This window comes from Clostridium puniceum, from assembly GCF_002006345.1.
GTDB lineage: Bacteria > Bacillota > Clostridia > Clostridiales > Clostridiaceae > Clostridium > Clostridium puniceum.
Genome location: NZ_LZZM01000015.1, coordinates 1 through 12,153, shown reverse-complemented (window position 1 = coordinate 12,153; position 12,153 = coordinate 1). Strand labels below are relative to the sequence as shown.

At 30.3% G+C, this 12,153-nt stretch carries 12 protein-coding genes and 2 pseudogenes; all 14 read right to left on the bottom strand.

Annotated elements, in window-relative coordinates; genetic code table 11:
• A pseudogene (locus tag CLPUN_RS01300) lies at positions 1–199 on the bottom strand (hypothetical protein); the annotation flags it as partial.
• 530 nt (positions 200–729) lie between these two features.
• Entirely contained in the window at positions 730–846 is a 117-nt protein-coding gene (locus CLPUN_RS29800; RefSeq protein ID WP_479723531.1) for a DUF6652 family protein, read from the bottom strand.
• Between the two features lie 133 nt (positions 847–979).
• Entirely contained in the window at positions 980–1,531 is a 552-nt protein-coding gene (locus CLPUN_RS01290) for a DUF5104 domain-containing protein (protein WP_077845576.1), read from the bottom strand.
• Between the two features lie 111 nt (positions 1,532–1,642).
• Positions 1,643–1,894: a hypothetical protein gene (locus tag CLPUN_RS01285; RefSeq protein WP_158078671.1), complete on the bottom strand. Its 252-nt coding sequence runs from the start codon at positions 1,892–1,894 to the stop codon at positions 1,643–1,645.
• Entirely contained in the window at positions 1,885–2,937 is a 1,053-nt protein-coding gene (locus tag CLPUN_RS27930; RefSeq protein ID WP_198944268.1) for a hypothetical protein, read from the bottom strand. The genes CLPUN_RS01285 and CLPUN_RS27930 overlap by 10 nt, the downstream gene beginning before the upstream one ends.
• Positions 2,938–3,169: 232 nt before the next feature.
• Positions 3,170–3,724: a T6SS immunity protein Tdi1 domain-containing protein gene (locus CLPUN_RS01275; protein ID WP_077845574.1), complete on the bottom strand. Its 555-nt coding sequence runs from the start codon at positions 3,722–3,724 to the stop codon at positions 3,170–3,172.
• A 1-nt stretch (position 3,725) separates the two neighbouring features.
• Positions 3,726–6,509, bottom strand: a complete 2,784-nt coding sequence (locus CLPUN_RS27395; protein ID WP_158078670.1) for a polymorphic toxin type 15 domain-containing protein — start codon at positions 6,507–6,509, stop codon at positions 3,726–3,728.
• 41 nt (positions 6,510–6,550) lie between these two features.
• Complete coding sequence (locus CLPUN_RS01265; RefSeq protein ID WP_077845573.1) at positions 6,551–6,949, bottom strand: DUF4280 domain-containing protein; 399 nt, start codon at positions 6,947–6,949, stop codon at positions 6,551–6,553.
• A 50-nt stretch (positions 6,950–6,999) separates the two neighbouring features.
• Positions 7,000–7,530, bottom strand: a complete 531-nt coding sequence (locus tag CLPUN_RS01260) for an imm11 family protein (protein WP_077845572.1) — start codon at positions 7,528–7,530, stop codon at positions 7,000–7,002.
• Between the two features lie 39 nt (positions 7,531–7,569).
• Positions 7,570–8,166: a hypothetical protein gene (locus CLPUN_RS01255; protein ID WP_077845571.1), complete on the bottom strand. Its 597-nt coding sequence runs from the start codon at positions 8,164–8,166 to the stop codon at positions 7,570–7,572.
• Between the two features lie 92 nt (positions 8,167–8,258).
• Positions 8,259–9,677 (bottom strand): contractile injection system protein, VgrG/Pvc8 family, encoded by a 1,419-nt coding sequence (locus CLPUN_RS01250; protein WP_077845570.1) that lies wholly within the window; start codon positions 9,675–9,677, stop codon positions 8,259–8,261.
• Positions 9,677–10,276 carry a hypothetical protein gene (locus tag CLPUN_RS01245; protein ID WP_077845569.1) on the bottom strand — a complete coding sequence of 200 codons (600 nt, stop codon included), beginning with the start codon at positions 10,274–10,276 and terminating at the stop codon, positions 9,677–9,679. Before CLPUN_RS01245 ends, CLPUN_RS01250 begins: the two co-directional genes overlap by 1 nt.
• Before the next feature lie 100 nt (positions 10,277–10,376).
• On the bottom strand, positions 10,377–11,156 hold the full coding sequence (locus CLPUN_RS01240; RefSeq protein WP_077845568.1) for a hypothetical protein: 780 nt from the start codon (positions 11,154–11,156) through the stop codon (positions 10,377–10,379).
• 287 nt (positions 11,157–11,443) lie between these two features.
• Positions 11,444–12,153, bottom strand: a pseudogene (locus CLPUN_RS01235) (Hsp70 family protein); the annotation flags it as partial.

The window sequence follows — 12,153 nt, the reverse complement described above, 5'->3', positions numbered from 1 at the left end:
ATAAATCCTTAAAAATCTCATAAAATCTATAGCATTCATTTACTTCGATAACATTATCTTCTGGCAATGAAGTTAAATTAAGATATTCAAAAGCAAGTTCCATATAAGGACTACGTATCCCAGCTTGCATAAATTTCAAACTTTTCCTAGGAATATTTTGCTTATCCGCTTTTAATAATATATCCCAAATGTAATTCATGTTAATTTCCCTTCACATTCATATTCTGGATAAAGATATTGAATTTCTAATACTAGAAAGCTTTATGAACAGAGCTTGTTAGTTATTCTTCCAATCTCTGTAAGGGATCAGACTACCTACAAAAACTAGAACAGTTTTTGTTGCTATTTTAAACAGCCATAAATATTTCAAAAGAAAAAACAGATAAGATTTAAAGTAATTTATCTCATCTGTTATCTTTATTTCCATATTATTTTGAGCTTGTACTTGAAAAATTTTAGTTCTCGGAGGTACTAATCGGCAGTTTACGAACGACTTACTATTAATCAACAAAAAAACTGCAAATCCATTTCTGAAATGAATAATGCGATATTTCAATCTATTATTTATTTTTATTAATTCGTAATACAATACATAAGGTTTCAACATTAAATAATCTTTCTATTAAGTTTACTGTTTTTATACCAATTAAAATATCAGTTTATTTCCTTAACTTTTTTATATTTTATGAGCAAAATTATCGTACTTATTACATCTAAAATAAAGCACAATTATAAAAAATATGGAATATATCCAAAATTTATCACTTTCATATTTTTACGTAAGGAATTGTATTCTCTATTTTTGTATAGTCGGCATGTATTAATAGCATTTTTTACAAAATTCATATACTTTTCTCCTACAAGATTTTATATCCGCATTTAAAACGTTGGAATATTTCTTAAATTTTACCATTAAAAACACCTACTTTTAAGTCTACAAACGGTATTAACTTATACTCGAATAATATACCTGAACTTGCTATTTCGTAGCATCTGGGCGATAAATACCCGCACACTTTGTCTTGTCTCCCCCCCAATCAAACTCTTTGTCTTCATCTGACTCCTTAATTATTTGCAACATATAAAGCCCAACATTATCAGGATTTTTAGTGTCAACTATCTGGTCTATAAAAAACACTATATACGTATCTTTATCCGTTGTAACTATATACTCACAATCCAATTCACTTTTCTTTTGACCATCCTCTACTAAATCCTTACTTGGTATTGTACCATTATCTCTTGATTTCATCTTGCCTTTATAAAACTCCATTATATAATCAATACCACCATCAATATCCTTTGCCTCTTTCAATGCATTAGGAGCAAACATTTTTTTTAGCGCCTCCTTATCTTTATTTTCCAAAGCTTCTATGATATTCTGAAATCGTATATCCGCAATTTTATTATCGTTGCTGGCATTTAAATCAGACAATCTCTTTTTTAGCATAGACTTGGAAGAGCTACACGATAATAATCCTAAAGAAAGTGCAATTATGATTATAAATAATATTAATCTCTTAGTATCCATGATTTTCTCCCTTTTAATTAAATTTTGTTTTATTAGAAACCCTTTATTGCAGTGCAGTTGTTTCAAGCTCAAGCTTTGATACTACTACACCACACAAATCTATTCAACATCTTACCATATATACTTAGCAATATGGTTTTCAGTGTCAAATGTCCACATTGACGAAGTATGATATTTTTTATAAAAAGCCTCCCATATATCTAAATGGTCCGAAAAATCTATACTTCCATATGAAGTAAGATTTGATGCTTTTTCATTCTGATACTCAGGATTGAATCCAGTACACCACCAATTTTTATCTTGAGGCTTCCAATCATAAATTGTGTTTCCTTCCTCATCTTCTAAACGTAAGGTCATTGGCATTGAATCTTCAATATCACAATCCCACCAGGGCTATCCGCTTTTATATAATAATAAGGTGCTTTAAACTCTCTCTTAGGTGCAATATCATCTAATGTAGGTAATCCTGCTTCTTTTCTTACTTCTGGAGAACCACCTTTAAAAGTAACATCATCAAGTTTTGAAATATCTGTTTTTCCAACTGCAATTGTATCTGTTTCAGGAACGTTCCACTCTTTGCGTAATAAATCTAAATCTTCTTTACCTAGTTCTATTTTAGCTTTACCTGCCCCCTCAGTACCACTTTTAATCTCATTCTTAACTTTCTTAAATTCCTTAGCAAGCCTACCCAAAGCCTCATCAGCATTACCCAAATTACTTCCAAGTACTACTGGTCTTGGACCTTTTTGCATATTGCTCAATGCTATTTTAGTGTTCTCTGATATTTCAGATGATATCTTATTAAATGCTTTTTTAGCAAATGGTGATGCTTTCTCAAATAATTTTCCTGCACCTTGGAACAATCCACCTGTTGCTGCCCCAATACCTGAGTCAAATAATACAGTTCCCCAGTTTATACTCTCTCCATTTAAGGTTTGTCTTAAGATGCTTTCAAATTCATTTGTTACTCCACCTAAAAGCATTTTTCCACCTAGTGCTTCTGTTGCTCCAAATGGTCCAAATATTGCACCAGATACTGCTCCTATAAAAGCTTCTCTTGCACCTGCCGAGACATAGGCTGACATGTCACTTACTTCTCCACTATTGTAGTCAGATATTGCCTGACTTGCAACTGCTGCTGTCCCTGCTACTGCTGCCCCAACTGCAATTGCACCTATTACTGGCGCCGCTGCTCCACATGTAACTGCTATTGCAACTGCTGCAACTGTTACAAGTGCTACCACTGCTAAACCTGCAAGAACATTAGTAGCTAATTTCCCCCAATCAAATGGTTTCTTTTCTTCTGGTGGTGGAGGTGGTGGTTCTGGCTTTGGTTCATCATCAAAGGGTGCAAAAGCTTCCCTATCACTTCCATCTTTTATTACATTTCCACCTTTAAAGTTCATATCTGTCTCTACAGAAAAGCCATTTTCTGTTCCTGCTTTTGTTACACCAATTTGACTTTGTGCTTTTACTGTTACACTTGCAGGTGTTTTTATTATTATATCATCATCTGCATTTAAATTTAAATTTTTAGGACTCTTTAATGTTACTCCTAATTTATCGTCAAAGCTTATTGTTCTTAAATAACTAAATATCTCTCACCTTCTAAAAGATGAGAGATATTTAATTTATATATTAAGATAGTATTCCCTGTATTTCAGCCATAATTGTTATATGAACTTCATAATTCAGTTTTCTCAAATTATCGACACTTTCTTTTCCACCTAAACTTAGCAATGGTTCATATCCAAAACATTCCTTATATTCTAACTCTCCGTACTTCTCTACGGCTTCAAAATATGGGTTCCATTGCCATTCTTCTTGACATTCTCCATCAAGAAAAAAATCCCACTCAATTTCTTTATCAATCCATATTCCTTTTATTCGTTGATGCCTATAATCAGCTATTACAAAACTTCCTCTGCTATTACACGTAATAATATCACCCATTCCAGTTACAAAAATTGGAATATCATCAAATGGCATAATATAAGTTTCTTCTAATAATTCCTGAACATCATCTGGATTAATTATTTTTAAATACCCATTAAAGGTTGTGCCAAATCCATACTTTTCCCATATTTCTATAACATCTGCACCTACTTTATCCTTATATTTATTTATTATATCTTCACTTACTTTTTCATATAACTTAAAATCACTAAATACTTTTTTCATATCATCATTCATGTTATTTTCCTCCACATGATAATTTAATATTTAAATAAATTTTTTCTAAATCTTTTTCCGATAAATTATTATCTTCAATATATTTTCTTACCTGCTTTTCAACATCATTAGCTCTTGATTTCCATTGAGACCCTATTGAAGAATTAATTCTTTTATCCCCCATTCCAGTTACGTTTTTAGCATTACCACCTGCAATTTGATCTGGATCATGTAATGCAGCTTGTGTTTTTATCCACTTATCAGCTTTTTCTTTTGCTTCTTTATGTGTTAATCCTTGCTTTTTATATTCTTTTATTTTTCTATTTAGTGCATCATCCCTCACTAACTGCTGCTGTGCATTTCCTTTTGGATCTCTACCACTAGGACTCTTCTTTCCTGCCTGCTTTTGTTCCTTAAGTCTATTTGCATAAGCCTCTCTATTATCAAGATACTCCTTAATTGATAATTTATTCAATCCCTCCTCTTGACCTTTTACCTGTCTTGTATATTCAGCTTTTAACTCTACATCATTATTAAATTTAGGCTTTACATTAAATTCAGGAACCTCTACAACTGTATCCATTCGCTTAGGTTTTAACTTAATTTCATTTTTAGCCTTTTTAAATTCCTTAGCAAATTTACTTGCTTTCTCAGTAATAATCCCCATATCAGTTGCAAGCACTACTGACTTTGGTCCCTTTTTCATATTGCTCAATGCTATTTTAGCTATCTTAGTATTTTCTGATATTTCAGATGATATCTTATTAAATGCTTTTTTAGCAAATGGTGATGCTTTCTCAAATAATTTTCCTGCACCATGGAACAATCCACCTGTTGCTGCCCCAATACCTGAGTCAAATAATACAGTTCCCCAGTTTATACTCTCTCCATTTAAGGTTTGTCTTAAGATGCTTTCAAATCCATTTGTTACTCCACCTAAAAGCATTTTTCCACCTAGTGCTTCTGTTGCTCCAAATGGTCCAAATATTGCACCAGATACTGCTCCTATAAAAGCTTCTCTTGCACCTGCCGAGACATATGCTGACATGTCACTTACTTCTCCACTATTGTAATCAGATATTGCCTGACTTGCAACTGCTGCTGTCCCTGCTACTGCTGCCCCAACTGCAATTGCACCTATTACTGGCGCCGCTGCTCCACATGTAACTGCTATTGCAACTGCTGCAACTGTTACAAGTGCTACCACTGCTAAACCTGCAAGAACATTAGTAGCTAATTTCCCCCAATCAAATGGTTTCTTTTCTTCTGGTGGTGGAGGTGGTGGTTCTGGCTTTGTACCTGCCTTTGGTTCATCATCAAAGGGTGCAAAAGCTTCTCTATCACTTCCATCTTTTATTACATTGGTGCCTTTAAAGTGCATATCTGTCTCTACAGAAAAGCCATTTTCTGTACCTGCTTTTGTTACACCAATTTGACTTTGTGCTTTTACTGTTACACTTGCAGGTGTTTTTATTATTATATCATCATCTGCATTTAAATTTAAGTTTTTAGGACTCTTTAACGTTACTCCTAATTTATCATCAAAGCTTATGCTAAGTGGTTCTTTTGATCCACCTTTTATGTTCACTGCACCTGGCGTCATTTCTATTTCACTGCCATGTTCTGTTCCAAAATATCTATTTGTTGTATCTGAGGTTTTTGCACAGCTGCTTCCATTTGTTCTTACACAGCCTGTAATTATTGGCTCTTCACTATTTTCATTTGGAAAATATAATCTTGCACTTGTTCCAACTATAGGCATTGAGTACATTACATTCCCGGTTGGTGGTGCATATGGGAACCACGAGGCTTCAGCTTCATTTTGTGTTTCATCTATTGTTAAATGAACTTTTACCTTTTCACCTTCTACTGCAAGAACTTCTCCTTCTAAGGATGCTCCTCCTATAAGTGAATTATAAATTTTAGTCTGCCATACTCCATTTTTTCTACACAATCTATATTTATAGATTACTTCGTCTTTTATTGCATAGGTTGAATATTGATTTACATATAATTTCTTATCTTTAATCGAGATATCATCTCCAATTTGATACTTTTCTCTACTTTCTACTTCATAATAAAAGTAATCAATATCGTTATATCCTTCCTCATATCCCCCTGCTTCATGGAATCTCTTTAAGTTCTTATAAGCCTTATAATTTGTAACATCTTCTATTTCATAGCTTCCATTACTTGGTCTTCCAAAATAAAACATATTACGTATATCAATTATATCACAATATAATTCTGAATTTAATTCACTTGCAATCCTTTTTATGAAATTCCAATCAGTTTCTTTATATTGAACTAATGGTTTTCCTATTTTCACTCCATTGCCTATGCATTGATCAAAATTATATCCTGAATAATCCTTTAATATAGTTCCAATTAGATCATCATAAGTCATCTCAGCATTTTGAAAGGACCTGCTTTTTTCTTTTATATCTAATTCAAAGCTTACTGTAAGTGCTTGTATTTCTAGATAATAAATTCCACCTACATTACTTGTCCTAACATTTTGAACTATACCATTAAATAATAACTTACTCTTACCTTCGTTTACCACATTAATATCTATAGGACTTATATCACTGCTTGTACTTATATTTTTATCTTCTTGTTCTTCATAAACAAATATTTTATCATCTGTGGAAGCATTTATAGTAGACTGAAAATTTATCGAATCATCTATTAGACATTTTAAATATAAATATCCATGCTCATTTGGTTTGTTTTCAATTTTTATATCTTCTATTTTTTGTAGCTTATAAGAAGATTTAACCCTTAATGTATGAACTGCTCCCATTTATTATTGTTCCCCTCCCTCTTGTTGTTTTTTTATTTTAACTACTCTTCTTCCTGACCATTAGTTTCAAATTTTATTTTTCCTTGATATTTGGAACATACCAGCCAGGAATCTGTTGTAAGTGCTACTTTTCCTTCAACTAAGGTATCTTCTTTAACATCACTCCACTCACCTGAAATCTGCACCAAACATTTTTTCCCTGGTGGAAGTTGATTTCCATCTTCACCTATTAAATAAATATCCTCACCTTCTTGACATTCACTGCATATTCCAAAATAACTAACATTCTTCTCTACTACATTGTCGCCTTTGTTCATCATAGGTTTCCCTTTTACATATGACCCATGACTTATTGGAAGATTTATTTTTCTTGCATGAGATCCTTTATCACATCTCATTTTAGCGCCTCTTACTATATAATAATTATCTCCATCACCCATTTTTTCACTTCCTAATTGTAATTTTTATTGTATTTTATATTCTTTTAATTTTAAGTTTCTTTAACTTCTACTCTCTCTAGTTTTATTCCCTTAAAGTTTCTTCTTAGTAAGCTTTCAGCAACATCAAGTCTTACTACAATTAATGGTTTAGAACTTTCTTTTATTTTAAAAATCTTCTTCCCATTTATCTTTTCCTTATTTAAAATCAGTTTCTTTACTACTGTTTTATTTAAATTAAGCTCAGCATTATCGCTTAGTGCATCCAGTTCTTCCACTATTGGCAAATAATAATTTTCTTGTTTATTATGAAATTGATCTATAAGTGCTAAAGTCTTAAATAAAATATCACTGTCGTATTTTTCAATGATTTCCTTCATAGGTTTTGATATTAAGAATAATTGATTGTCTAAAATATCTAAGAACTCACTTCTATCACTTGTATTAACTTTAAAAATCATTATGTCTTCTATTTTATGGGCATTTAATAAATTAATATTTCTAACATCCATTTTCTTAAATAAATCTATAATTCTTGGAGTATTTGTATATCTTTCATCCTGCTTTAATAAAAAATAATCCATAGTTTCTCCTTATTTAAATTTATATTTATTGGTCTTATGCTAATTGGAAGGATATATTATCTCTGCTTCATCCATATACTCTCCTGCTAATATAGTTATATACTTAGTTTTTTTCATATTTTCATAGGACGATGTTTCTATAAATTTCTTAACTATATCTTTTAAAAATTCAACTGCTAGAACATGGAATTTATAAACTTCCCTAAGCATTATATTTTCTATATCCATATCAGTAATATTTCTTCCATATTCTTTTTTCTTTTCTTTAAGGTGTTTTATAAAATCAAATAATGGAACATAAATAAAGTTTAAATCTATATTAATTGAATTTTCTTCCTTATCTAAAAACCAATTTTCATCATATAGATCAATTCTATATTCTCCTTTATTTTCAAGGATGCTTGTCCTTAATAATGAAATGTAAATATACTTGATTCCGCCTTTTAATTGCTTTTCTTGAAGAGTTATAGTTTGCTTACATACTTCCTCAAAAGTTATAATTAAATTTTCTTCTATTGCCGCTTTATCACTTTTATACATTTCATCAACTTCAAGAAATTTATCTACCCATTTATCTGTTACATACTTTTCTTCAAAATTAGTTAACAATTCTTGTTTATTTATTTGCTTTAACATAACTACTTCAACGCTCCTCATTTTCAGTAATTTATTTCAAAGATTATTTCTATTGGCTTTGAGTTTTAAGCGCGTTTTCCAATCATAAATATTTATTCAATCTTAACTTTTCCACCACTCATAGTTACATCATCTTGTATATTAATATTAGCTGACCCTTGAGTTAAAGCTACTCCGTTGCCACCTTGGATTGATACCTTTCCTCCTCCAGTTATTTGAATATCCTGCTTGGCATCTAAAACTATTTTTTTGTTACTCTTAACCTCTATACCTCCATCATCAGTCATTCTCATAAGTAAATCACCATTTCCTATTATCTCTACTACTCCTGGTTTCATTACTACTTCTTTTCCATACTTTGTTCCTATACTTTTAACTGATGGATCACTACGTTTTTCTGAATTACTTGATGATAAGTTAACTGAACTTATAGCATAAGAATTTTTTTCTTCATTATCTGGAAAATATAATCTTATGGCATCACCAACTTCTGGCATACAATACCAGCCTGTCCCATCTGGTGATGAATAAACTGTTGAATATGGAAACCATCTTGCAGTTCCTGCATCTTGATTCCCATCTATCTCTAAATTAATTTTAACTACATCATTTTGGGTATCTAAAATATGTCCACTTAAAGATATTCCTACTATTTTGTTATTATAAATTTTTCTTAACTTTATTCCCTTGTCATCTCTTAATACATATTTATTTGAAATTACACCATTTATAAGTTCCATTTCTGACTTATATATATAAAGACTTCTACCCTTGAAGTTTACTAAGTTATATAAATACATTATTTTATTTGTTGTTACTTCATAACTTATTAAATTCATATCGTCTAAATCATTAACATCATTTTCTGATTTAAGCTTGTATTCTTGTAAGCCTTTTTTTATTGAATAATTATATTCATCAAGTTCATATGTTGTTGAACACCCTGAATTTCCTATGGAATATTTAAGATCAGATAATTGACATTCTGAAACCACTGGTACATTAAAATGTGAAGCTAATCTCTTTAAAAATTCCCAATCTGTTTCCTTGTATTGAACTATTAGCTTGTCTATTAATGTGCCATTAGTAATATAATCTAACATTTGAATGCTGCTATATGCACTATTTACATCTGTGAAAATATCCCCATAGCTACTATTCTCATTTTGAAAACTTCTGCTTTTCTTTTTTATATCCATAAGAAAGGTTCTACTTAAAGCTTCTATTTCCAAAGTTCTAACATCATTATTTGCATTAACTTGAATATTGGTAACTACTCCTTGAAAAACATTAGTCACAGTATTTTTGTCATCCTTTACTGATATTGAGATACTTGAATCTCCATCTGCTGTTTCAACATATTTATCAATATTTTCTTCATCAATGATTCCACTTATATATAGCTTTGCATGCTCATTTAACTCTCTAGTCACTTTAAGCTTTGTTATTTTCTGAAATTTATAAGGCTCTATTAAAATATCGCCTTGAGTATACATGTATTCTTCACTCATTAATTCTCATCCCCCTTATATTCTCTTATTACTTTCACAGTATTAATAACTTGAAATCCAATATCTCTCCAATCCTTATAATCCTTATAAAGACAACTAAAAGTTCCCATTAGGGTCTTTCCTTCAAATTCAAGGAAAAACATTATGTTATATAAGAAATCATCTATTGCTGAGCTTTTAAATTCAAAGAATCCTATATTTTTAGAATCAACCTCTAATACTCCATCTTCATAAAATACATTAGCTGGATTAGTTTTTCTTATGATATTCATCATTCCATTTTTTAGCTCTTCTACACGCTCTTCATCTAATGGGCTATCTATAATATTTAAAGTTATAGCAATACTTCCATCTTCATTGCTTTTTATTATTTCTGGTCTGCTTCCTGATGGATATTTTATTTTTCTTGCTTCCATTGGCATATCCTCAAAATCTTTTGGGATATAAATTTTTAATTTTCCCTCAAAAAATTCTGTTTCTTCAAATTCATAATATCTGTTTCCAATTTTAACTGAACCACTACAAATGTCTTTCTTAGCTTCTCTCTTTTCCACTTCATTTAAAAAATCTAAAATCTTTTCATCAGCCCTTTTATCCATATTCCCTTTCCTCCTTAATTTCTTATATTTGAAAAACCATTGACTTCACTCATTACTTGTCATTGATCATTTAGCATTAATAATTGAACATTGCTAATTTCTAATCTATAAGTATCTTTTTAAACCGTCCTCCACCTCGTTGCCCATGTCCACTTGCGCCTTCTTTTGCAATTTTTAGAACATCTAGAAGATAATAATATAAATCCTCATTACTATACTCCTTCATTTCAATACCTAATTTGTATACTAAATAGCTAATTATTATTTCCTTTTGGATAGCTTCTTTACTTTGAACACACATCATTCCAAAAGATATATCCCAAGCTTCACTTAAATTACACATTAATAATTCCCTTCCAAATCTTCTTAAAATCTCTGGATTTAAGCTGCTATTTTCATAAGCTGCATAAGGTGCATATATTGTATTTACTGTGTCGTATTCCGTACTTAAATCAGTAAAATCCGTATAATTAATTCTAAGCTTTGCACCTATTCTTAATTTAAATCTGCAAATTTCCATTTCATTATCTTCAAGGTTTAAATTTTGATCTAAGTGAAATTCAGTCACATTATTTATATAATCTTTCTCTTCCTTTTCAGGCGAAAACTTTACTTTTAAAATCATCAATTCATTGTTAGGTTCATAATCAATTGATTCATCTGCTTTTAAAATATAAATAACATTGTTATATTTAATTAGCCCTTTTTTTATTTCTATAGAATGCTCCTTTACCTCTATATCACACCCAGAAATTATTCCATCTGAATATTCCTTTAACCTAATATTAAAAAATTCCCTCGGAAAATCTCTGAGTTCCTCTAACATTTCAATCTTCAAAAGCCTTCCACTATTAAAAACCGGATATCTATTTTCAAACACCTTCTCCACCTCCTAAACATCTAATCTTTTAACCTACATTCTATAATGCATAAAAGTTCCTAATTGTGCTTCGAACTCTTTTTATAGGTTCGTACTTTTTTATATGTGTTAAAGTTCTTAGTTGTGCTATCACACTTTTTTATATGTGCATATTTTGAAAAATATATATGGTAATATTCTTCACCATATATATGGCTTAAAACTTTTACCATGGCAAACCAAAAGTTATAATATATAAAGTTCAGTAACTGGAACAAATGCATGACCACTATTTCGGTATTCAAAACCTACTTAAGTCCATCAAAAAAGTTCTGTTCCCATTTATCATTTTCAAAGTAGAAGAATTTTTCTTTTCCTATATATAGTTCTTCATCTTTTCTTAAGATGGCTAGTACATAAAATCCCCATAACTCTTCTTCTTCCCATACAAAGAATTTTATTTCATTGTTTTCTATATTATCTGTTTCATGTTGATTGATATTTGAAAACATTTGTCCTATGACCTTTGCTTCAATCTTTTCTAATTCTTCTTCATTAAATTCATAATCATATTCATATTTCACATTATTATTACCATCTTTTAAGTATAATTTAAGAAGAATTCTATCCATAAATCTTGATATAAAGCCTTTATTTACTTCTCTGCCTTTTATTAATACCTTTTGTTCTCCTGTGTGAGTATATGCCGTTAATAAATATGGAAGAGTTGGCTTTTTACTTTCTATGTTTATATCAGCATATCCAAAATTTTTATCATATAAGTATTTCAAAGCTCCTTTTAGGCAAGACAATTTTAATTCATATTCTTCTTTAGTTTCTTTTTTGCTTTTATTTATTTCAATTATTCTGCCTGGTATAAATTCTTTTAAGGCATCTCTAAATATATCTACCTTACAGGATTGCCCTGTTAATTTAATAAGAGAATAATCATATAATTCATCATTTTCATATAGTTTTTCTAAGAACTTCTTTATTATGTTGTAAACATCGCCTTTTA

Coding starts and splice junctions, on each gene's coding strand:
- CLPUN_RS29800 (WP_479723531.1), bottom strand. CDS start 846: ATGAATTTTGTAAAAAATGCTATTAATACATGCCGACTATACAAAAAT.
- CLPUN_RS01290 (WP_077845576.1), bottom strand. CDS start 1,531: ATGGATACTAAGAGATTAATATTATTTATAATCATAATTGCACTTTCT.
- CLPUN_RS01285 (WP_158078671.1), bottom strand. CDS start 1,894: ATGCCAATGACCTTACGTTTAGAAGATGAGGAAGGAAACACAATTTAT.
- CLPUN_RS27930 (WP_198944268.1), bottom strand. CDS start 2,937: ATGAACTTTAAAGGTGGAAATGTAATAAAAGATGGAAGTGATAGGGAA.
- CLPUN_RS01275 (WP_077845574.1), bottom strand. CDS start 3,724: ATGAATGATGATATGAAAAAAGTATTTAGTGATTTTAAGTTATATGAA.
- CLPUN_RS27395 (WP_158078670.1), bottom strand. CDS start 6,509: ATGGGAGCAGTTCATACATTAAGGGTTAAATCTTCTTATAAGCTACAA.
- CLPUN_RS01265 (WP_077845573.1), bottom strand. CDS start 6,949: ATGGGTGATGGAGATAATTATTATATAGTAAGAGGCGCTAAAATGAGA.
- CLPUN_RS01260 (WP_077845572.1), bottom strand. CDS start 7,530: ATGGATTATTTTTTATTAAAGCAGGATGAAAGATATACAAATACTCCA.
- CLPUN_RS01255 (WP_077845571.1), bottom strand. CDS start 8,166: ATGTTAAAGCAAATAAATAAACAAGAATTGTTAACTAATTTTGAAGAA.
- CLPUN_RS01250 (WP_077845570.1), bottom strand. CDS start 9,677: ATGAGTGAAGAATACATGTATACTCAAGGCGATATTTTAATAGAGCCT.
- CLPUN_RS01245 (WP_077845569.1), bottom strand. CDS start 10,276: ATGGATAAAAGGGCTGATGAAAAGATTTTAGATTTTTTAAATGAAGTG.